At 69.3% G+C, this 20,297-nt stretch carries 20 protein-coding genes and 1 tRNA gene; 9 read left to right on the top strand and 12 right to left on the bottom strand.

The genetic code is table 11. From position 1 onward, the window contains the following. Positions 1-46 precede the first annotated feature (46 nt). Together recG and Q9Q40_13215 are read right to left on the bottom strand one after the other, a co-directional pair. Positions 47-2,137, bottom strand: coding sequence for an ATP-dependent DNA helicase RecG (gene recG, locus Q9Q40_13220; protein MDQ7008181.1), 2,091 nt, complete (start codon positions 2,135-2,137; stop codon positions 47-49). A 40-nt stretch (positions 2,138-2,177) separates the two neighbouring features. Next, entirely contained in the window at positions 2,178-2,384 is a 207-nt protein-coding gene (locus Q9Q40_13215) for a hypothetical protein (protein ID MDQ7008180.1), read from the bottom strand. A gap of 215 nt (positions 2,385-2,599) precedes the next feature. Here Q9Q40_13215 and Q9Q40_13210 point away from each other — a divergent pair, with 215 nt between their 5' ends. From Q9Q40_13210 to Q9Q40_13200, 3 genes are all read left to right on the top strand, one after another. After that, a complete protein-coding gene (locus Q9Q40_13210; protein MDQ7008179.1) occupies positions 2,600-3,289 on the top strand; it encodes a hypothetical protein in 690 nt (229 codons plus the stop codon). A 75-nt stretch (positions 3,290-3,364) separates the two neighbouring features. Continuing rightward, on the top strand, positions 3,365-4,306 hold the full coding sequence (trxB, locus tag Q9Q40_13205; GenBank protein MDQ7008178.1) for a thioredoxin-disulfide reductase: 942 nt from the start codon (positions 3,365-3,367) through the stop codon (positions 4,304-4,306). Continuing rightward, on the top strand, positions 4,285-5,616 hold the full coding sequence (locus tag Q9Q40_13200) for a hypothetical protein (GenBank protein ID MDQ7008177.1): 1,332 nt from the start codon (positions 4,285-4,287) through the stop codon (positions 5,614-5,616). Before trxB ends, Q9Q40_13200 begins: the two co-directional genes overlap by 22 nt. Here Q9Q40_13200 and Q9Q40_13195 read toward each other — a convergent pair. The 8 genes from Q9Q40_13195 to cutA form a co-directional block, all read right to left on the bottom strand. Then, entirely contained in the window at positions 5,591-7,000 is a 1,410-nt protein-coding gene (locus Q9Q40_13195; protein MDQ7008176.1) for a leucyl aminopeptidase family protein, read from the bottom strand. The genes Q9Q40_13200 and Q9Q40_13195 overlap by 26 nt on opposite strands. Beyond that, on the bottom strand, positions 6,997-7,842 hold the full coding sequence (lsrF, locus tag Q9Q40_13190) for a 3-hydroxy-5-phosphonooxypentane-2,4-dione thiolase (GenBank protein MDQ7008175.1): 846 nt from the start codon (positions 7,840-7,842) through the stop codon (positions 6,997-6,999). Before lsrF ends, Q9Q40_13195 begins: the two co-directional genes overlap by 4 nt. 43 nt (positions 7,843-7,885) lie before the next feature. Further along, positions 7,886-9,970, bottom strand: a complete 2,085-nt coding sequence (locus tag Q9Q40_13185) for an SDR family NAD(P)-dependent oxidoreductase (GenBank protein MDQ7008174.1) — start codon at positions 9,968-9,970, stop codon at positions 7,886-7,888. A 24-nt stretch (positions 9,971-9,994) separates the two neighbouring features. After that, positions 9,995-10,309, bottom strand: a complete 315-nt coding sequence (locus Q9Q40_13180; protein ID MDQ7008173.1) for a DNA-directed RNA polymerase subunit omega — start codon at positions 10,307-10,309, stop codon at positions 9,995-9,997. A 61-nt stretch (positions 10,310-10,370) separates the two neighbouring features. Further along, on the bottom strand, positions 10,371-11,618 hold the full coding sequence (gene rho / locus Q9Q40_13175; protein MDQ7008172.1) for a transcription termination factor Rho: 1,248 nt from the start codon (positions 11,616-11,618) through the stop codon (positions 10,371-10,373). Positions 11,619-11,832: 214 nt separating this feature from the next. Further along, complete coding sequence (locus Q9Q40_13170; GenBank protein ID MDQ7008171.1) at positions 11,833-13,476, bottom strand: BamA/TamA family outer membrane protein; 1,644 nt, start codon at positions 13,474-13,476, stop codon at positions 11,833-11,835. 4 nt (positions 13,477-13,480) lie between these two features. Beyond that, entirely contained in the window at positions 13,481-14,035 is a 555-nt protein-coding gene (locus Q9Q40_13165; protein ID MDQ7008170.1) for a metallophosphoesterase family protein, read from the bottom strand. Continuing rightward, the gene (cutA, locus tag Q9Q40_13160; GenBank protein MDQ7008169.1) at positions 14,035-14,397 is read right to left on the bottom strand and encodes a divalent-cation tolerance protein CutA; all 363 of its coding nucleotides are present in this window, start codon (positions 14,395-14,397) and stop codon (positions 14,035-14,037) included. The genes Q9Q40_13165 and cutA overlap by 1 nt, the downstream gene beginning before the upstream one ends. Positions 14,398-14,521: 124 nt before the next feature. Here cutA and eno point away from each other — a divergent pair, with 124 nt between their 5' ends. The 3 genes from eno (at position 14,522) to Q9Q40_13145 (ending at position 16,465) form a co-directional block, all read left to right on the top strand. Continuing rightward, a complete protein-coding gene (gene eno / locus Q9Q40_13155; GenBank protein ID MDQ7008168.1) occupies positions 14,522-15,796 on the top strand; it encodes a phosphopyruvate hydratase in 1,275 nt (424 codons plus the stop codon). Between the two features lie 85 nt (positions 15,797-15,881). Continuing rightward, complete coding sequence (locus Q9Q40_13150) at positions 15,882-16,256, top strand: septum formation initiator family protein (protein MDQ7008167.1); 375 nt, start codon at positions 15,882-15,884, stop codon at positions 16,254-16,256. 132 nt (positions 16,257-16,388) lie between these two features. Further along, positions 16,389-16,465: transfer RNA gene (locus tag Q9Q40_13145), tRNA-Met, on the top strand. Positions 16,466-16,581: 116 nt separating this feature from the next. Here Q9Q40_13145 and Q9Q40_13140 read toward each other — a convergent pair. Next, positions 16,582-17,820: a hypothetical protein gene (locus tag Q9Q40_13140; protein MDQ7008166.1), complete on the bottom strand. Its 1,239-nt coding sequence runs from the start codon at positions 17,818-17,820 to the stop codon at positions 16,582-16,584. A gap of 144 nt (positions 17,821-17,964) precedes the next feature. On the opposite strand from Q9Q40_13140, the gene Q9Q40_13135 reads away from it, so the two are divergent. The 3 genes from Q9Q40_13135 to Q9Q40_13125 all read left to right on the top strand — a co-directional run bounded on the left by Q9Q40_13135 (position 17,965) and on the right by Q9Q40_13125 (position 19,035). Then, entirely contained in the window at positions 17,965-18,156 is a 192-nt protein-coding gene (locus Q9Q40_13135) for a hypothetical protein (GenBank protein MDQ7008165.1), read from the top strand. 63 nt (positions 18,157-18,219) lie between these two features. Next, the gene (locus Q9Q40_13130; protein ID MDQ7008164.1) at positions 18,220-18,678 is read left to right on the top strand and encodes a YaiI/YqxD family protein; all 459 of its coding nucleotides are present in this window, start codon (positions 18,220-18,222) and stop codon (positions 18,676-18,678) included. 81 nt (positions 18,679-18,759) lie between these two features. Beyond that, positions 18,760-19,035 (top strand): hypothetical protein, encoded by a 276-nt coding sequence (locus tag Q9Q40_13125; GenBank protein MDQ7008163.1) that lies wholly within the window; start codon positions 18,760-18,762, stop codon positions 19,033-19,035. A 417-nt stretch (positions 19,036-19,452) separates the two neighbouring features. Here the strand turns inward: Q9Q40_13125 and Q9Q40_13120 are convergent. Continuing rightward, on the bottom strand, positions 19,453-20,297 hold an 845-nt coding region (locus tag Q9Q40_13120; protein ID MDQ7008162.1), incomplete at its 5' end, for a transposase.

The raw sequence follows: 20,297 nt of genomic DNA, 5'->3' as shown, positions 1-20,297 counted from the left end.
TCGGCGGGGGCCTGTCGGCGTTTGCGGCCCACGGGGCGCCGGCGGCTCAACCGATCTCGGCCAGGCGCAGCCGCTGGCCATGGCGCCGTAGGGTTTCATCCACCAGGGCGCGGGTCAGGCCGCCACGCTTCGACTCCACCAGTTCGAACGCCGCCCGCCGGGCATCGAGGAGCAGGTCCTTGTGCCGCACCAGGTCCGCGACGGCGAAGCTCGGGAAACCCGTCTGGGCGGCGCCGGCCAACTCGCCCGGCCCCCGGAACTCGAGGTCCTTTTCGGCGATGGCGAAGCCGTCGTCCGTCGTGACCAGGACCTCCAGCCGCTCGAGGGCCTTGCCTTCGGCCCGGGGCGAGGCCAGCAGCACGCAGTAGGATCGCTGCTGGCCCCGGCCAACCCTTCCGCGGAGCTGATGGAGCTGGGCCAGGCCGAAGCGGTCGGCGTCTTCGACGATGATCACCGAAGCCCGGGCCACGTCGATGCCGACCTCGATGATCGTCGTGGCCACCAGAATCGCGGCCCGACCTGCCGCGAAGGCCCCGAGGGCCGCTTCCCGCTCGGCGGCGTCCATCCGGCCGTGAACCATCACCACCCCGACGCCGGGAAAGCGTCGGCGGTATTCCTCGAGGCCGTCTTCGGCGGCGCGCAGGCCGGAGGCGCCTTCCACCGCCGGGTGGACCACGTAGACCTGGTGGCCCTGGGCAAGGGCCTGGCCGAGGCCCGCCAGCACCTGTTCGCGCTGTGCGGCGGTTCGCAGAAGGGTGCGGATCGGCTGGCGCCCCGGCGGCTTCTCGTCGATCACCGAGACATCCAGGTCGCCGTAGAGCACCATCGACAGGGTGCGCGGAATCGGCGTGGCCGACATGACCAGCACGTCGGGGTGTTCTCCCTTGGCCACCAGGTCGGCCCGTTGGACCACACCGAAGCGATGCTGCTCGTCGATCACCACCAAACCCAGACGGGCGAAGTCCACTTTTTCGGAGATCAGCGCATGGGTGCCGACCGTGAGCCTGGCCGAGCCCGTCGCCAGGCGCTCGCGCAGGCGTCGCTGTTCGGCCGCCGGCAGGCTCGAGGTGAGCATCTCCACCTCGATTCCGGCCGGCGCCAGCAGATCGCCGAGGCTGCGAGCATGCTGGCGGCAGAGGATCTCCGTCGGTGCCATCAGGGCCGCCTGAAAGCCGTTGTCCACCGCCACGGCCATGGCCAGGGCCGCGACGACGGTCTTGCCGGATCCCACGTCCCCCAGCAGCAGGCGGTGCATCGGCCAGGCCGCTCGCAGGTCTTCGCCGATCTCCTGCAGAACCCGCTGCTGGGCGTCGGTCAGGCGGAAGGGCAACCACTCGGCCATCCTGCGGCGCAGCCGGGGCGAGATGGTGTAGCCGCCCACGCGCCGTTCGGCCCGCCGTCGTTGCCGCTTGATGGCCAGGCCGAGTTCGAGGAAGAAGAACTCGTCGAAGGCCAGTCGGCGGTGGGCCGGCGTGCGGCGGGTCGCGAGCCGTTCGGCCGGGGTCGAGGGGGGAGGGCGATGAGCCTGGCGCAGGGCCAGGTCCCGGCTGATCAGCGACAGGCGCTCGAGCAACTCCGCGGGCAGGGGGTCGGCCACCGGCTCGAGGCCATCGAGGGCCTCGGTGATCACTCCTCGCAGGCGCCGGGGTGTCAGCGGACCAAGGCGCTCGTAGACGGGAATCCAGCCCAGCAACGCTTCGGGCTGCTGGCCTTCCCGGAGCACTTCGAATTCCGGTCCGTGGAGTTCGAGGCCACGACGCATTCTGCGGGGGGTGCCGTGGAGCAGCAGGCGGCGGCCCGGGATCAAGATCTCTCCGAGGTAGCTGCGGTTGAAGAAGACGACGCGGAGCGATCCGCTGGAGTCGTCCACCAGCACGGTGAACATCTCCAGTCCCCGATTCTTGGTGCGTGAGGTACTGACCTCGCGGATCACGCCCCAAGTGGTCATTTCGCGGCCTTCCCGCGCCTGGGAGAGGGGGCGCAGGTGCCGCCGGTCCTCCCAGCGGAAAGGCAGGTGATCGAGCAGATCGGCGACCCGCCGCACGCCCTTCCGGGCCAGGTCCGCCGTCCAGCGCGGTCCGATGCCGCGCAGGACTTCCACCGGATCCTCGAGCCGGTACCGTGCCTTGCCGCTCATGGGGCGCACGTTATCACGACGGCCCGGCGGGGGCCGGAGTTCAGTCCGGCGCAGACTCCATTTTCGAGGTCAGCGCGCCCCCGTCCTGCAGTCGCGTTATGACATGGCCGATCTCCAGGTCGGTGACGTCGCCGCTGTCGAGCCCTTCTCCGTAGCGGCTACCGTCGCCGAGCGCCGCCGGCAGGTCGAAGACCAGGGGCGTCACGGAGAGGTCGTGCCGGGGCGGTGGACGGGGGCCTTCGCGCAAGGCGCCTGGCGGTCCAGCACCCGCTGAACCCGGGGCCCGTGGCCTCGCTGCAGAGAGGCTGTTCGACCCGGTCGCGGGCTCGAGGCGCCTCATCTCGGCGCGCCGGGACGGCCTTGGGGGTGGCATGGGCCCGGCGACCTCTGTCCATGGGGCCAAGCCAGGGGTCGCGCGGGCGATCGGGCAACGGTATTTTGGGCCGGGGCAGGAGGCGGATCGTGGCGAGCCGGAAAAACCGGGTCATTTCTCTGGCGGTGCTGGGCACCCTGGTCGACGACCGGAGCGGCCTGGCCCGGGGGCTCGAGGCCCAGGGACTCGCCCCGGACGCGGCCCGGGCCCTGGGCGGTGCGGCTCTCGACCGGATGGGCCCGCTGATCGAAGAACTCGAGGCCTTCGTTCCCTGGGAGGTCCTGCTGGTCCGGGCCCTGCGCCTCGCAGCCGGTGAAAGGGGGCTGCAGCTCGACGAGAGCACGGCCCGGGCGGCCGTTTCACGGATGGCCGACTGGCCCCTGTTCGACGACGTCGTGCCTGCTCTCGCATCCCTGGCTCCCGCCTACCGGCTGGCTCTGGTCTCGAATCTCGATCAGCGTCGGCTGGAGGTGTTGGCCCGGCGTCTCGACGTCGGTCCGCTGCACCTGGTGGGTGCCGACAGGGTCGGTTGTTTCCTGCCCGAGCCGGATCACCTGATGGCCCTGATCCACGAGTTGGAAGTGGACGAAGACAGGGTCTTGCAGGTCTCCGCCCGGCCGATGGAGGACCTGCTCCCCGCCGAAGGGCTGGGGGTGGCCCATGCCTGGGTGCACCGTTCGGACGAGCGGGGACCGGGCGAGGTGGAGATCCAGATCGAAGCCGCCGATCTCGCGGCGCTGGCCCGTCGTCTGACCCGCCGCGGGCGCCGCCGCGGCTGAGTTGCCCCCGGCGCGGGGGGCGGCTACGATCGCCTCTCCCCCGAACCGTACCGACAACGCGAGGAGGAACGACCCGTGAACCAGGTGGCGGAAGGTGTGCACAAGGTAGTCATCCTCGGATCCGGGCCCGCGGGCCTGACGGCGGCGATCTATGCCGCCCGCGCCAATCTCGAGCCGGTGCTGGTCGAGGGCCTGCAGCCCGGTGGCCAGTTGACCATCACCACCGACGTGGAGAACTATCCCGGCTTTCCCGATGGTGTGATGGGACCGGAGATGATGGACCGCTTCCGCAAGCAGGCCGAGCGTTTCGGCACCCGCTTCATCCAGGGCGAAGCGACGGCGGTGCGGCTGGGCACGCGCCCGTTCGAATTGGAGATCGACGGCCAGCCCACCCTGCAGACCGAGGCCCTGATCATTTCCACGGGAGCTTCCGCCCGGCACCTGGGGCTGCCTTCCGAGCAACGCTTGCTGGGCCACGGGGTCTCGATGTGTGCCACCTGCGACGGCTTTTTCTTCCGCGATGAAGACATCGTGGTCGTCGGGGGAGGGGACACGGCTATCGAGGAAGCGACCTTCCTCACCCGCTTCGGCAAGAGCGTCACGGTGGTCCACCGGCGCGACCAGCTGCGCGCCTCGAAGGCGATGCAGGAAAGAGCCTTCGCCAACGAGAAGCTCTCCTTCGAGTGGAACGCGGTCGTGGAAGAGATTCTCGGCGACGACAAGGTCACCGGTATCCGTCTCAAGGACGTCAAGAGCGGTGAGACCCGCGAGCTTTCCTGTGCGGCGGTTTTCGTCGCCATCGGCCACGTGCCGAACACGAAACTCTTGCAGGGCCAGCTCGAGCTGAACCCTTCCGGCTACATCATCACCCGTCCGGATTCCACCTACACCTCCGTGGAGGGGGTCTTCGCCTGCGGAGACGTGCAGGACTGGACCTATCGCCAGGCCGTCACCGCCGCCGGCACGGGTTGCATGGCGGCCATCGATGCCGAGCGGTGGCTCGAAGAGCAGGCCTGATTCCCGCCGACTCCAACCCGCCGGGGTGCCGGGACTCCGGTCCTTGGGAAGTTCTGCCCCCCGGTGAGGGGAGCTGGTTCCCCCTGCGGGCCGCCGGTCGGGAGGGGCCGCTTCTCAAGGTGCGCGGTGGAGTTCCCGGAGAACGGATCGAGATCGCACTCCGCCCTGGGGATCCGGGCTGGGCCGATCTGCAAGGCGTGGTGCGGGCCGCCCCGGGACGGCGCCCGCCGCCGTGTCGGCTGGCCGATCGTTGTGGAGGCTGCCATTGGCAGCACATGGACGAGGCGACGCAGCGCCGCTGGCGCCGCCATCGCCTGCTGAGACTGCTCGACCAGGCGGGCGTCACCGGCAGCCTCGTGGAGGATGATTTGTGGGTGCCCCCGGCCCTGGGCTATCGCTGCCGGGTGCGGGTGCAGGTGGGACCGGAGGGCACGGTCGGATTTCACGGGCCGGGAAGCCGGCAGGTGGTCGATGTGCCCCGCTGTCCCCTGATGGCCCCCGACCTGGATCGAGCTTATCGCGCCCTGCGGGAGGTTCTACGGGCGGAACCGGTCGAGAGGGGATTGACCGGTGTGGAAATCATCGCCCTGCCCGGCGGCGGCGCCCCCCTCGCGCGTCTCAATCCGCGGGACCGGCCCCCATTCCGGTGGCGCGCACTGGCTCGTCGGCTGATCGGGGAGGCCGGCTTTGCGGGCGTGGACGTGCAGGGAAAAATGCGCCCGGAAGGGGCGGACGGGGCGTGGGGTCGTACGGAAAGGGGACCGGTGGCGGCGGCGGTGGGGGGCTTCGTCCAGGCTCACCTGGCGGCCGCCGAGGCGATGGCCCAATGGATCGTGGAGGCCAGTGCTGCGCGGGCGGGGGGGGGCATCGTCGAGCTCTACGCGGGCAGCGGTTTTCTCGGCTGGCGACTGGCCGCGGCCGGTGCGGACGTGGTGTCGGTGGAGGCCGATGCCCGCTCCGTGGCCGCCGCCGATCGGCTTCCCGCTCCCGGGGCGGGATCCTGGCGCCGGCAGGTCCGGCGGGCGGAGGCTTTTCTCGCTGACGGAGGCCGTGTGGAGACGATCGTGGCGGACCCGCCCCGCTCGGGGCTGGGGGCGGCCCTCGGGCCTCTCCTGGCGGCCGCTCCCGGCCGGCTGGTGTTGGTCTCCTGCTCGCTGGCGGGCCTGGCCCGGGATCTGCCGGCCCTGATCGAGGGCGGCTACCGGCCGACCCGCATCCGGCCCTGTGACCTCTTTCCCCAGACCCGCCACCTGGAGACCGTACTGCTCCTCGAGAGAAGGAGAATCAGAGGGCCTCGATCAGCGAAGTGAGAGTGGGCACCATGGTGCCCGTCGCTCCCTCCGGTCCCAGGTCACCAGCGCTGTCGCTCCAACTCGCGGGAGAGATGTCCAGGTGGGCCCAGGGGCGTCCGGCGGCGAAGTGTTCGAGAAAGACGCCGGCGGCGATGGTTCCCGCTTCCCGGCCCTTGCCCACGTTTTTGAGCACGGCGATCTTCGAGCGCACCTGGTCACGGTATTCCGGGTCCATGGGCAGCCGCCAGACCCGTTCACCCGCCCTGTCCGCCGCGGCCTCGAGGCGGGCGGCGAAGTCGTCCCGGTTGGCCATCATCGGTACCCGGATCCGGCCCAGGGCGATCATCGCCGCGCCGGTCAGGGTGGCGGCGTCCAGCACGTGGTGGGCCCCCTCCCGCACGGCCAGGGCGATGGCGTCGGCCAGGACCAGGCGGCCCTCCGCGTCCGTATTGGCGATCTCGATGGTGGTACCGTCGAGGGCGGTGATCACGTCACCGGGGCGGATGGCGTTGCCCGCCACCGCGTTCTCCGCCACGGCCAGGTAGAAGCGCAGATTGTGGCGCACCTTGAGGCCGCCGAGGGCCAGGGCCGCCCCCAGCACCGTGGCGGCGCCGCCCATGTCCTTTTTCATCAAAAGCATGCCCGCGGGCGGTTTGAGGTCGAGGCCGCCCGTGTCGAAGACGATGCCCTTGCCGGCGAAGGCGAAAAAGCCCCTCTCCCGCGGTCGGCCCCGGTGTTCGAGGACGATCATCCTCGGCTCCCGGGTGCTGGCCCGGCCCACCGCCGTCAGGGCTCCCATACCCATCTTCCGGCAGCGGGCGGCGCTCAGCACGCGGATCTTCATCCCCGTCGACCGGGCCACGTCCCGGGCGGCGGCCTCCAGCTCCGCGGGGCCCATGTCTTCGGCGGGAGTGTTGACCAGGTCCCGGGTGAGCAGGACCCCTTCGAGCACGGCGAAGGCCGCCCGTGCCTGGCGGCTCCACGCCGGCGAAGGGGAGACCAGGCCGACCTTGGGCAGGGGGCTCGGGTTTTCCTGGTACCGTTCGAAACGGTAGAGGGCCCGGCCGAGGCCCAGCACCAGGGGGCGGGCGTTGTCCGGCGCGGCGTTCTCGGGGACGACGGCGGTGGCCCGGGTGACGCCCTCGGCCACCAGCTTGCGCCCTGCCGCGCCCCAGGCGCGTGTCAGCGCTTCAGGGGCGTCACCGGCGGGTGGTTTGAGGACCACCAGCAGGTTGGCGGGATGCAGTCCGAGGCTGGGGATCACCGCCACCGAGCTGCGCTCGAATTGGCGACGCGCCTCACGGGCGATGGGGTCGGGCAGGTCGCTGCCTTCCATCACCACCAGGGCGCCCGGCCTGGCGGGCAGAGATCGACGCAGGGTGAGCCGGCCGCGGCCCATCATGACAGTTCCCCGGCCACCAGCGACCAGGCGTCGTCCACCGTGGCTCCCTGGTGCACGATGGCCCGCACGGCGCGGATCATCGCTACCGGGGCCCGGGACTGGAAAATGTTGCGTCCCATGTCCACCCCGGCAGCCCCCGCGGCGATGGCTCGATGGGCCAGTTCCAGGGCTTCCCGTTCGGGAATCTTCCTGCCGCCGGCGATCACCACCGGTACGGGGGTGGCTTCGATCAGTTTTTCGAAGCCCTCGCAGTAGTAGGTCTTGACCATGTGGGCGCCGAGTTCCGCGGCGATGCGGGTACACAGGCCCAGGTAGCGCAGGTCGCGCACCATGTCGCGCCCCACCGCGGTGACCGCCATGACGGGCAGGCCGTAGCGTTGGCCGGCGTCGATCAGGCTGGTGAGGTTCTCGAGGGTCTGCCGCTCATGCTCGGTGCCGACGAAGATCGAGGCGGTGATTCCCGAGGCGTTGAGGCGCAGGGCGTCTTCGATGGAAACCGCCAGGCTCTCGTTGGACAGGGCGCTGGCGCCGTTGTCGTTGGAGACGATGGAGGTGCCTCCGGACATGCGCAGCATCACCGGCACCCGCCGGGCGGGGTCGACCCCGTGGCGCAGGGCGCCACGGGTGAGCATCAGGGCGTCGGCATGTTCGAGCAGGGGAGCGATGGTCTCGCCGAGGTTCTCGAGCCCCGAGGTGGGGCCGAGAAAGTAGCCGTGGTCCACGGCCAGCATCACGATCTTCCCGGTGCGGGGGTCGATCATGCGGTTGAGTCGATTGGCCATACCCCAGTCCATGGTCGGTCTCCCTTCGATCGCGCCGCAAGAGTGGAGGCAGCGGAACACGCATCGCGGGATTGTACTGTGGAACGGCTCCGCCCGCGGGGCGTCAGCGGGGAAAGGCGCCGGGGAGGCCACCGTCGACGGGGATCACGGCGCCGGTGGTGGGCGTCTGGCGCCTGGCGAAGAAGAGCACGGCTCGTGCCACGTCTTCGACCCGGACGGGAGTCTCCAGCAGGTTGCGGCGCCGGTAGTGTTCGGGCAACTGGGCCGGGTCGAGGCCCTTGGATCGCGCGCGGCCGGGACCCACCTCCTGCCACAACTTGGAGGGTATCTCGCGGTCCCCGAAAACCGCGTCCGGACTGACCAGGTTGACCCGGATGTCATCGGGAGCCAGTTCGATGGCGGCGACCCGGGCGAGTTGGTGGGCCGCGGCCTTGGAAGCCGAGTAGGCCGAGAAACTCGCCCCGGGATCCGGTACGTTCTTGGTGGAGACCAGCACCACGTCACCGCCGGCACCCTGGACGCGCACCTGGCGGACGTAGGCTCCAAGCACGTGAAACGCGCCCAGGGCATTGACCTTGAAGACCGTTTCCAGCCGCCGGGGATCGATGCTGTCGATGCCGGCCACTTCTGCCATGCCGTGGGAGAGCACCAGCAGATCGACGCCTCCACAGGCCAGGGCGGCTCGGCCCAGGGCGCGGTCGACATCGCCGGGAACGCTGACGTCGAAGGGAAGGGCCAGGGCCTGGTCCTCCCCGGCCTCCCGCCGGACCCGCGCCACCGCCCGGGCCAGGCGTCGTTCGTCCTCCGCGCCGGGACGGTCGGCGAGGAAGACCGTGGCGCCCAGGCGGGCCAGGGCGGCCGCGATGCCGGCGCCGATGGCGCCGGCGGCGCCGGTGACCAGGGCGACGCGGCCTTCGAGGGAGCGCCGGCGACCTCGCTTGGCCTGCTCGAGGGGCCAGAACTCCAGCGCGTAGACTTCCGACTCGGGGGTCGGGTCGAAGCGGCCGATGGCCTCGGCCGCCAAGCGCGCGAAAAGGGTGCGTTCGGCCAGGCTCGCCGCGGCCCGCGCCTCCCGTCGGTTCGCCCCGCAGCCGAACAGGCCCACTCCGGGTACGAAGACCACCCGGGGCCGGGGATCGTAGCCTGGCTGGCCGGCCTGACCGCCGTTGCGGCCGATGTAGGCGTCGTAGTCGTTACGGAAAGCCTCGAGGGCGGCGGGCAGGTCGTCGCCTGGCCCCGCCAGGAACAGGGGAATCAGTCCCGTATGCAGGACGTGGTCGGGGGTCATCAGGCCCCGGCGGCACAACTCCCCGACTCCCGGGCGGTCGAGACCTTCGAGGAGGGCCGGGCTGCTGCGGAATTCGAGGACCGGGCGGATCGGCAGGCCTTCGTGTGCCGCGGCCCGGGTCAGCAGCCCGCGCAGCCGGGGGGCGAGGCGGCCGGCGGCCTGCTCGGCTTCCGCCGCGGCGGCGCCCTCCAGCGCCTGGGCGGGAGGACGGAGGTCCGGGTCGATCGCCTGGCGGCAGGCCTTTACGGCTCCGATCAGGCGGTCGTAGGCCTCCCGGGCGGTGGCGCCCCACGCGAACAGGCCGTGATGCCGCACGGCCACGCCCCGGAGATCCGGATCGGCCTCCAGGGTCGCGGCCACCCGCCGGGCGAGGGGCAGCCCGGGCATGGCGTAGTCGATCACCGCGAAGTGCTCCCCCAGGGCCCGGGCCAGCGCCTCGCCCCCTGCGGCCTGGTCGGCGAGCACCAGCACCGCTTCGGCGTGAACGTGGAGCACCACCGGGACCGCGACGCTGGCGTGGAGCAGCGTCTCGACGGAGGGGAAGCCGGCTTCGGGGTCGATCCGCGCCGCCTGGAGGGCTTTCCCGAGTTTGGCGGCGTCCATCTCGGAACGGGCGCAGAGTCGGCGCAGCCGCTGGAGGTCGAGGGGAACGAAGTCGTCGGGCGCGATCTGGCCCAGGTCCCGGCCCGACGCCTTGATCAGCAGGACCTCGGTCGGAGCGCCGAAGAGATCGTCCCGCCGGATCTTGATCGATGTGTTACCGCCGCCGTGGGAGACCAGCGCCGGATCGGAGCCCATCAACCGCGAGGCGTAGACCAGGGTGGCGAGATCCTCACCGCCGCGGGGAGCCCAGCGCTCGACGGCCTTTGCCGCCTCGTCGTCTTGCCACGCTGCAACCATGGTCGCGGGCTCCGGGGCGTAAGGTCAGTCCCCGTCGCCCGAACCCATGATTTCTTTGACGTTGGCCGCGTCGGGGGAGAAGGCCGAAGAGAAGAGGGTTTCGTTGCTTTCCTCTTCGTGGGGAAGATCGGAGAGGAGGATCAGGCGCTCTTCGTGATCGAGCTCGATCTTGTCTTCCAGGATCTCCTTGAAGACGACCCTCAGCGGCGGCGTGCCGGGCTCGTAGTCCACCAGCGGCGGCGAGCCGGCCACGATGCTTTCCCAGCGGCGGGCGACCACGGTGGTCAGCAGGAAGCGGTTGGGGATCTTCTTCAGGGCTGCTTCGATGGGCTTGCTCACGGCAAATCTCCCGGTAGGCGTTTCAGCGCGGATACTAGCAGGGAGGGGAGGGGGAGGCCAATCACCCTCCCGACCGCATCATGTCGATGAACTCCTGGTTGCTGCTCGTGGCCCGGAGCTTGTCGAGCAGCAACTCCATCGCTTCCATGCCGTTCATCTGGCTGAGCACCTTACGCAGAATCCACACGGCGTTGAGGGTGTCCGGCGGGAGGAGCAGTTCTTCCTTGCGGGTGCCCGAGCGGGTGGGGTCGATGGCGGGGAAGACCCGGCGGTCGGCCAGCCGCCGATCCAGGTGAAGTTCCATGTTGCCGGTGCCCTTGAACTCCTCGAAGATCACTTCGTCCATCCGCGAACCGGTCTCCACCAGGGCCGTGCCGATGATCGTCAGCGAGCCGCCGTTCTCGAGATTGCGGGCGGCACCGAAAAAGCGCTTGGGGCGCTGGAGGGCGTTGGCGTCGAGACCGCCGGAAAGCACCTTGCCCGAAGAGGGCTGGACGGTGTTGTAAGCCCGGGCCATGCGGGTGATCGAATCGAGGAGGATCACCACGTCGCGACCGGCCTCCACCAGGCGCTTGGCCCGGTCGAGCACCATGTCGGCCACCTGGACGTGGCGCGTGGCCGGCTCGTCGAAGGTCGAGGAGATCACCTCGGCGGCCACCTCGCGTTTCATGTCGGTCACCTCTTCGGGCCGCTCGTCGATCAGCAGCACGATGAGGTAGGTTTCCGGGTGATTGACGAGAATCGAGTTGGCCAGGCTCTGCAGCAGCATGGTCTTGCCGGTGCGGGGAGCGGCGACGATCAGGCCGCGCTGGCCCTTGCCGATGGGCGTGAGCATGTCCATCACCCGTCCCGTGAGGTTTTCGGGGCCGGTCTCCAGGCGGATCTGCTCCATCGGGTACAGTGGCGTGAGGTTCTCGAAGAGGATGCGCTCGCGGGATTTTTCCGGGTCTCTGCCCCCCACCGAATCGAGCTTGATCAGGGCGAAGTATTTTTCGTCCTGCTTGGGGGGGCGCACCTGGCCGGTGATCGTATCGCCGGTCATCAGCGAGAAACGACCGATTTGGCTCGGCGAGACGTAGACGTCGTCGGGGCTCGGCAGGTAGTTGTACTCGGGAGAGCGGAGGAAACCGTAGCCCTCCGGCAGCACTTCGAGGACACCCTCGGTGTAGATCGTTCCCTTGCGGTCGGTCTGGGCCCGGAGAATGCGGCAGATCAACTCCTGCTTGCGCAGGCCGGCAATGCCCTCGAGTTGGAGTTTTTCGGCGAGCGCGGTCACCTCGTCGACGCGCATGCGTGCGAGCTGGTTCATCGAGAAGGTGTTCTCGTGCTCTTTCGCGGACGAGCCGCCTCGAGCCTTGTCACCCATCGGATCCTCGATCAGGATTCTGCCGCAGGAAATCCCCCGACAGGGATCTCGCCAGGGGCCTGAACTTGGGTAAAAGGGGATGATTCAGGGAAGGGAGCGAATCCTAAGGCCTTTCCGGCGCCTTTGTCAACTCGGGGGGGGGCGGCTCCGCCGCCGCTCAGAAGGTGGTCGCGGTTCTGAAGGAGAAGCGCGGCGAGGTTCCTCCGGGCTCGCCGTTGGGATCCAGGGGCAGGGCCAGGTCCAGGTGCAGGGTGGTCGCCTGGGAGGAGGGAATCGCTTGCAGGCGCAGGCCGAAGCCCACGTCGGGGTGGACGCGGCCGAGGGTCAGGCTCTCGCTCTCGTCCCAGGCGGCCCCGAACTCGACGAAACCCACGAAACCGACCCGAAAGGTCTCGAGCACTTCCCAGGGGGTGAAGAAGCGGTGCTCCAGATCGATCAGCAGCCTGCGATTGCCGTCGAAGGCCCGGCTGCGATAGCCCCGCAACCCCGTCTCGCCTCCCAGCAGGAAGCGGGAGGGGCCGTCGAGGTTTTCCCCCAGGTCCAGGGCCGCGTGGACCAGGATCGTCTGGTGGGGTGTCAGGCGGCGGAAGAGCCGAACCTGGGCCGAGGTGACCACGTTGACCCAGCCACCCCGCAGACGGGTGCCCTGGTGGCTGCCCCCGATCTGCAGGAAGGCCCGGTCGGACAGGCCGAAGCCTCGTCGCCACCAGGCCCGCAGGCGGCCACCGGTGTCCGGAGAGCCCGGGGCGCTGACAGCCAGGGCCAGGCCCGTGTCCAGGCTCAGGTCCAGGTCTTCCACGCGTCGCGCGGTTTCCAGGTGCCAGGTGCGGCGGAAGTCGATGCGCTGCCAGCGCAGTGAGCCCCCGACCAGCAGCAGGTCGCGGTCGTAGGGGCGCCACTCCGGACGGAAAGCCGGACGGGCCGTGGCGCGGGTCCACCGCTGGCGGTCGGCAACTATTTCCACGCCCCAGCGGAACAGGCGGCCCTGCGCTTCGAGGCCGCGAGGAGAGCGTGCATAGCCCAGGCTCGCGGTGCGGGCGTCCACCCGCCAGCGATCGATGGCGGCTCCCTGTGCGTAGACCTTGTCTTCGCGGGTTTCATCGCCTCCCTCGAGGCTCAAGGCCCACTTCTCGTCGAGCTTCCAGAAGGGGCGGCGCAGGGCGAGCAGGCGCCGCCGGCCATCGGAGTTGTCGGAGTTGATGATTTCGGCTTGCCAGTGGGTTCCCTTGAGCGAGGGGTCGAGATAGCGGAGTGTGCGTTCCCGGCGGTCCTGGTCGCGACGGCCCGACCACTCCAGGCGTGCGCCGGTGCCCAGGAGGTTGACCTCGGTGAGGTGGAAGCGGGTGGTGGTTTTGCCGCCCTCGCTCTTGATGGAAAAGCCCGGTCTCGTGGACCAGGCGTCCTGGACGCGCACCCGGACCACGACACCGCCGTCCTCTTCGCCAATCGCCTCGACCCAGGCGTCCTGGACGAAACTCAGCGCCCGGAGTTCACGCTCGGCTTCCTCCAGGTCCTCCGGCCGGCAGGGATCGCCCACACGGAGGGTGAGCAGGGAGCGGATCGTGCGGTGGCGGGTCTGCATCGGGGCGTGCAGGCGATTGATCAGGTGGAAGATTTTGCGGTCCTTGCCGGTTTCCGCGGGGTTGAAAACCGGCAGGGTGGAGATTTCCAGCCTGCGTATCACCTGGCTGCCGTCGCAGGACTGGCCGCGGGCAGGGGCGGCGGCCAGTGCGAGGGCGAGACCGGCGGCCAGCAGGGGCCGGCCGAGGCACCGCATCGAGCCGGGGCGTCGCGATCTCACCCGGTCAATATAGGGCCGATCCTGAGCCGGGGCGGGGCGCAGGAGGAGGGAGGGGCGGGGCGGAGGGAGAGAGATCCAGCACGTGGGCGGTGATCCGGGCCCGGGATTCGATGTCCAGGCGAACGGCCGTCGCGGGCAAGGGGCCGGGGCCGGGGTCGGCCGGCCCCGGAGTGACGTAGAGGATGCCCCCGATCCACTCGGCGGCGGCCCGGTCTCCCTGGCCATGGACGATCACATCCGGAGGATCGGCGGCGATTCGCGTACGGACGGGGGGCAGCCACTCCGGCGGCCGGCCCGCCAGGTGGGTCAGGAGGATGCGCGCCGGTCCCACGGTAAGAGTGTCGATTTCGGGGAACCGGTCGCCCCAGAGCAGGTAGTCCTGTTGGTCGACCACGGCCCGCAGGGGCGCGAGGGCCCCCAGGGCTTCGATCACGTCGGCGGGCCCCAGGCCTCCCGCGTGAAGGATGACTTCCACCCCTTCCAGGCGCTGGCGCAGGGCGGGCAGGGCGCGGCGCGTGGTGGCGGCGACGATCCCCACGTGATGAACGCGCGGATGCATCAGGATCCCTGTTCGGGGGTGGACGGCCGGGTTTGCTCGAGAGCCCAGTGCAGGTAGGGAACGTGGACCGCGGCGGCCGGGAGCGCGACCACCTCCGGCACCTGGTAGGGGTGGGCGGCGACCAGGGCTTCGGCCAGTTCGGCGAAGGCCGCGCGGCGCGTCTTGATCACCAGCAGAGACTCGGGGTCTTCGTGGATCGCGTCCTGCCAGCGGTAGATCGAGGTCAGGCCGTCGATCACGTTGACGCAGGCGGCCAGGCGGCGCTCGACCAGCATGCGGCCCAGCGCGCGGCCCTGGGCGGCGTCGGGCACGGTGCAAAAGACGACGATCAGCTCTTCGTCACGGGTCTTGGGGGCAGTCATCGGGAAAACCTCCCGTGGGCCCTGACGCGGGCCTGTTGAAAATACTAGACTAAGAGAAGCGCCTGACCCCACCCCGGTCGGCCGTTGCCTGGGGCGCTACGCGTCGGGCACTGAGGAGGGACCCATGCCAGAGATCACTGCCGTCTACGCTCGTGAGATTCTCGATTCCCGGGGCAATCCCACCGTCGAAGTGGAAGTGGCGGTGGAGGACGAGATCATCGGCCGGGCAGCGGTGCCTTCGGGTGCCAGTACCGGCAGCCGCGAGGCCCTCGAGCTGCGCGACGGTGAACCGGCCCGCTACGGCGGCAAGGGGGTCCAGACGGCGGTGCGTCACGTCAACGAGGTGCTCGGGCCGGCCATCGAGGGACTCGACCCCACCGACCAGCGCCTGATCGACCAGACCCTCAATGACCGGGACGGCACCCCCAGCAAGCGCAACCTCGGCGCCAACGCCATTCTCGGTGTGAGCATGGCCACCGCCCGGGCGGCGGCGGGTCTGGCGGGCCTGCCGCTCTACCGCTACCTGGGCGGCGCCGGGGCGCGGCTGCTGCCGACTCCCCAGCTCAATATCATCAACGGCGGGGCCCACGCGGACAACAACGTGGACATCCAGGAGTTCATGATCGTACCCGTGGGCTTCGACGCGTTCTCGGAGGCGATTCGCTGCGCGGCGGAGACCTTCCACACCCTCAAGAAGGTGCTGCGGGAGCGGGGCCTGAGCACGGGCGTGGGTGACGAGGGCGGCTTCGCGCCCGATCTCAAGGCCAACAAGGAAGCGCTGGATCTGATTCTCGAGGCGATCGAGAAGGCCGGCTACAGGCCTGCGGAGGACGTGGCCCTGGCCCTGGACTGCGCGGCCAGCGAGTTCAAGACCGACGAGGGCTACCACCTGGCGGGGGAGGGGCTGACCCTCGGTGCCGAAGGCCTGGTGAAATACTACGGCAAGCTGCTCGACGACTACCCGATGATCGTCTCCATCGAAGATGGTCTCGACGAGTCCGACTGGGAGGGGTGGAAGATGCTCACCGACGCCCTGGGAGATCGCTGTCAGCTCGTGGGCGACGACATCTTCGTCACCAATCCGGAGATCCTGAGGGAAGGTATCGAGAAGGGTATCTCCAACGCGATCCTGATCAAGCTCAACCAGATCGGCACCGTCAGCGAGACCTTCGACGCGATCTCCATGGCCAAGGCGGCCTCCTTCGGTACGGTGATCAGCCATCGCTCGGGGGAGACCGAAGACACCTTCATCGCCGACCTGGCCGTGGCGGTGGGTGCGGGGCAGATCAAGACCGGCGCTCCGAGTCGGGGAGAGCGGACGGCGAAGTACAACCAGCTGATGCGCATCGAAGAGGACCTGGCCGACGGGGCGCGTTTCGCCGGGCGCTTTCCCTTCTGATCGTTACGGTCGAGGTTGTGGGAGAAGCACGATTGGATCGTCCTGACAGGTCCCGGAAGGCAGGAGCGGGCAGGGGGCGAGGCTCGTGAGCCACGCGCCCCGCACAGAGACCACGCCTTCACCGGCGGCCCGCTCGGCCCTGCGATGGGGCTTGCTGGTGCTGATCGTGCTTTCCTGGACCTACGCCCTTTTCGGCGACGAGGGCATTCTCACCCAGCGCCGCCGCCGCCAGCGGCTCGATGTTCTCAAAGAGCGGGTGGCCCGGGAGGCCGCCATCAACCGGGCACTGGCCGCCGAGGTGGAAGGCCTGGCCCATGACGACTTCGTCCTCGAGCGGGCCATTCGGCTGGAACTGGACTATCAGCGACCCGGTGAGACCGTGCTGGTGGTCGGCAGCGACGACCCCCTGGTTCCGGCTCCTGCCGCCCCCGGCTCCGCTGTGGCTCCCCCCCCGGGCTAACAGCCCTTCGGACTGGATCGGCGGGCCGCCGGGGGCCCGCCATTCATTGCTGTTTTGTTGACAACCCTCGTGCCCTTGGCTAGTATCCCGGTCGGCGCGACGCCGGAACGCGCCTTTCAGTCCGAACGGTGACGCGGGGTGGAGCAGTCCGGTAGCTCGTTGGGCTCATAACCCAAAGGTCGGGGGTTCAAATCCCCCCCCCGCTACCATCTCCAGACGAGATCCCGATCCCAGCGCCCGCGGGCGGCTTTCCGTCACCCGCGCGGCTTGCGTTTCACGGAGACCGGTGACCGCCCGGCAGCAGAACGAGGTACAGTGCCGCCGTTCACCGGTCGCTTCGCCCCCAGAGGGGCGGCTCGTCGACGCGGCGGGCCAGGGCGCGGGAGAAGACCAGCGCCAGGCCCGGCAGCGCGAGGAAGGCGGTGGCGGCGAACCAGCCCGCGTAGCCGAAGGCGGCGACGCCGAAGCCGCTGACGGCGCCGGTCAGGTCGCGGGTCGAGGCGAACAGGGCCGAGAGCAGAGCGTACTCCACCGCCGCGCGTTCCTTCTCGCAGACTCGCATCAGCAGGGCGAAAAAGGCGGCGGTGCCCAGGCCGCCGCAGAAGTTCTCCACCGTGGCGGCGGCGAGCACCACGTCCCGCCCGCCGCCGGCCAGGTCCGCCCCGGCGTAGGCCAGGTTGGAGCAGGCCTGGGCCAGGCCCAGCCAGAAAAGGCCGGCCAGAAGGCCCCATCGCGCCACGAACCAGCCCCCCACCCAGGCGCCGCCGATGGTGGCGACGATGGTCACCGGTACGGCCAGGGCGCCGATCTGGGAAAGAGAGAGTCCTCCGTCGACCCAGAAGGTGCGCACCATCGGCCCGAGGGCGGCGTCCGGCCACTTGTAGAAGAGCACCAGGGCGGCGAGAGACGCCGCGCCCGGCCGGGCCGCCCAGCGGGCCAGGCCGCGGAAAAGGGGCTCCCTGGCGCCGGAGCGGTCGATCTCCAGTCGCGGTGCCAGGGGGGCCGCCAGGCCGAGAGCGAACAGCGTGCCGGCTCCCAGGGCGATGGCCACCGGCCAGCCCCAGCGCGAGGCGAAGACCACCAGCAGCCCTCCCGCGAGCAGCACCCCCCCCCGCCAGCCGGCGACCCGCAGGGCGTTGGCGTAGCCCTCCTCGCCTTTTTCGAGGATGCCGATGGCATAGGCGTCGATGGCGACGTCGGCGGTGGCGGCCACCACGGTGAAGCCGCCCAGAAAGCAGGCCAGCACCGTGGCCGCCTCCGGTGGTACCAGGGCCATCGCTCCCAGGGCGGCGGCCGCCAGGGCCAGGCTGCCGGCGATCCAGGTCCGGCGGCCGCCCACCCGGTCCACCAGTGGGGCCCAGAGCACTTTCAGGCTCCAGGGCATGGCCAGGGCTCCCAGCGCGCCGATGGCCTCCACCGGAACGCCCTCTGAGCGAAGCCACACCGGCACCAGGTCCTTGAACACGCCGAAGGGGATTCCCGACGCCAGGGCGAAGACGCCGACCCAGGCGAAGCGGCGCAGGCGGGTCGCGGTAACGGTGGAAGGGGAGGGAGGCACGGTCATGGGAGCCGATGATACGGGAGGCCTCTCCGGAAGATCGCCTCCGCTGCGGAACAAAGTGCGCCGGCGGCCGTAAGGCTGATGCGGCATCCGGGTTCCGGGAACGGGCCCGAGCCGGCCCTCCCACCGGCACCAAGGAGAGCGACCATGAGTGAGGCGACCCTGACCGTCACCACCCGCAAGGACCTCGACCCCCTCTGCCCCCACTGCGAGAAGCCCATCACCGAGGTCTACTACAAGGCTACTGGAGTGGGGTGGTTCTTCTTCCCCCGTTCAGCGGTCTACTTCTGTCCCCACTGCCTGAAGGTCCTCGGCATGGCCCAGAGCAAGATGGCGTAGCCTCCGGCGCCGCTTCACAATGGCGCGTCGGGGCGCGGTCGCGACCGTCCCGCAGGGGGCCTGATGAAGCCGGGGAAGATCTGGGTCGACGCGGATGCCTGCCCGAAGGTGATCAAGGAGATCCTCTACCGCGCCGCGGAGCGCGTGGGCCTGCCGCTGGTCCTGGTGGCCAATCGGCGCCTGCGCGTTCCCGTCTCACCTTTCATCCGCTCCGAGCAGGTGCCGGCGGGTTTCGACGTGGCTGACGGTTTCATCGTCCAGCAGGCCCGGGCCGGCGACCTGGTGATCACGGCCGACATTCCCCTGGCCGCCGAGGTCGTCGACAAGGGCTGCCTGGCCCTCTCCCCGCGGGGCGAACTCTATACCGAAGAGAATGTGCGCCAGCGGCTGGCCCTGCGGGACTTCATGGACGATCTGCGGGGCTCCGGCGTCGACACCGGCGGCCCTCCCGCCCTTTCTCAGGCTGACCGGCAGGCCTTCGCCAATCGCCTCGATCGGCTGCTGGCCGGCTCGGTCCCCTGAAGCCGGCTCCCGGCGCACTCCCGGGCAAGGCGCGTGACGGGTTGATGGGGCGGGAGTAGTTTGTCTGGCCGGGCCTTACACATGCCCTTTGCAGCCAAGTCGGCCGAGGCCCTCGGTGCGGACAAGGGTGGCGTGCGCTCGCACCTGTTCCGCATCGATCCGGATGCGGACGCGCAGATGTTCACCGAAGAGGGCGGCTTCGTGAGACTCGATGCCGGCGACCAGGGTGCGGTCAACATGGCATTCGCCTGTCGCAGTTGCCACCAGAACGTCGATCTCGCCCTGCTGGCCCAGGAGGCCGACGCCTTCCACGACAAGCCCCTGCGGATTCTCGCCCTGGCACCCAGAACCCGCTGACGGCCTCGCGGGGTCGCGACCCTAGCAGCCCGTTGAAAAAGCGAGAATTCTCGCCCGAGAGCCAAACTTCGGATTCCGTGATTCACGGCCCGGGTTGTTGTCTTCGACTGACCGCCCTGTGAAAAAGGTGCTCCGCGCGCGTTGGCCAGGGGTGAAACAGGCGAACAGATAGCCGAAAATGCGCGAAAAAGCTCCGATGAGGCTTCGCGCCCCCTCCGCGTACTCCTTTGGCGTCCCCGTACCGAGGAGATCGCGCATCAGGATTCCCGGATTGAAGCCGGCGATATGCACGAGTAACCGTTTGAGGATATTCCCATGGTGGCGTAGGTGCGTTCGCCGCATGCCCCTGCTTCGAGATAGTGAGCCAATGGCCGCTCGAGCAGCTCACCCCGTTTGCGTAAGAGTCGTTTTCCTCGATCACCACGAACCTGTCTTCGATTCGCATACGTCGCGGCTTGGGCGTCCTTCTTGCCGATCCACTTTCGAGTGCCTCGGTCGGGCTCGGAAATGTAGGCCCGGTAACCCTCGTCGATCAGCGCGCACAACGTTCGTTTCCGTGGCAGCCCTTGTCTGCCACGACTTTTCGACCTGCTTCTCATGGATTTCGTCTTGGGTCTCGGGATCATCGGAAAGCTCATGAAGGTTCGACTGCGCGGCTTCGAGCGTGTCGGGCAAGCTCTTCGTGTCACCTTTTGCTCCGCCGTGCAACGTCACCGACAACACCGCGCCAGCGCCGCTCATGTCCACTGCATGCTCTGCTTTGTGCGAAAGATGCGTGGCGCCATTCTTCATCTTCATGATCTCGGCATCCGGGTCATGCGGATTGACCCACTCCTTGTTGGAACCCTTCTTCGGACGCTTCCTGTCCAGTTTCGCAAGATCTGAGCGCGTCGGGGTGCCGATTCCACTCTCACGGGCAAGATCCTTCAGATATTCTTCGTAGGTCTCGCCCGTGTCCCGACGCACGATGCTTCGAAGCGCTGCATTCGCTTCCAGCGTCGTCGCATCGACACCGAGGGTCTTGCCGTCGATCAGGCCGTGCGCTCCCAGAACGCCAAGGACCCAACGAAACACCGCATCGTGGACCTCCAGAGAAAGACGAGTGCGAATCCTGGAAAGCGAAGAATGATCGGGGATCGACTCGTCCAGGCCAAGCCCCAGAAAGCTGCGCAACGAGAGGGAATCGGCACAGCGCCAGCAAATGCCACGCTCCGAATCAAGCCGCTCGAAGTACCCAATCAGGAGCATCCGGAAGTACACGC

This window comes from Acidobacteriota bacterium (assembly GCA_030949985.1).
GTDB lineage: Bacteria > Acidobacteriota > Polarisedimenticolia > J045 > J045 > JALTMS01.
Note: the sequence above shows the minus strand (reverse complement) of the source record. Positions and strands in the feature narration are given on the sequence as shown.

What these genes read in the sequence shown, in the direction of transcription:
- Q9Q40_13185 (MDQ7008174.1), bottom strand. Translation starts at nt 9,970, where the DNA reads ATGGTTGCAGCGTGGCAAGACGACGAGGCGGCAAAGGCCGTCGAGCGC.
- cutA (MDQ7008169.1), bottom strand. Translation starts at nt 14,397, where the DNA reads ATGACTGCCCCCAAGACCCGTGACGAAGAGCTGATCGTCGTCTTTTGC.
- Q9Q40_13140 (MDQ7008166.1), bottom strand. Translation starts at nt 17,820, where the DNA reads ATGACCGTGCCTCCCTCCCCTTCCACCGTTACCGCGACCCGCCTGCGC.
- Q9Q40_13135 (MDQ7008165.1), top strand. Translation starts at nt 17,965, where the DNA reads ATGAGTGAGGCGACCCTGACCGTCACCACCCGCAAGGACCTCGACCCC.
- recG (MDQ7008181.1), bottom strand. Translation starts at nt 2,137, where the DNA reads ATGAGCGGCAAGGCACGGTACCGGCTCGAGGATCCGGTGGAAGTCCTG.
- Q9Q40_13195 (MDQ7008176.1), bottom strand. Translation starts at nt 7,000, where the DNA reads ATGATGGGCCGCGGCCGGCTCACCCTGCGTCGATCTCTGCCCGCCAGG.
- Q9Q40_13130 (MDQ7008164.1), top strand. Translation starts at nt 18,220, where the DNA reads ATGAAGCCGGGGAAGATCTGGGTCGACGCGGATGCCTGCCCGAAGGTG.
- Q9Q40_13125 (MDQ7008163.1), top strand. Translation starts at nt 18,760, where the DNA reads ATGCCCTTTGCAGCCAAGTCGGCCGAGGCCCTCGGTGCGGACAAGGGT.
- Q9Q40_13165 (MDQ7008170.1), bottom strand. Translation starts at nt 14,035, where the DNA reads ATGCATCCGCGCGTTCATCACGTGGGGATCGTCGCCGCCACCACGCGC.
- eno (MDQ7008168.1), top strand. Translation starts at nt 14,522, where the DNA reads ATGCCAGAGATCACTGCCGTCTACGCTCGTGAGATTCTCGATTCCCGG.
- rho (MDQ7008172.1), bottom strand. Translation starts at nt 11,618, where the DNA reads ATGAACCAGCTCGCACGCATGCGCGTCGACGAGGTGACCGCGCTCGCC.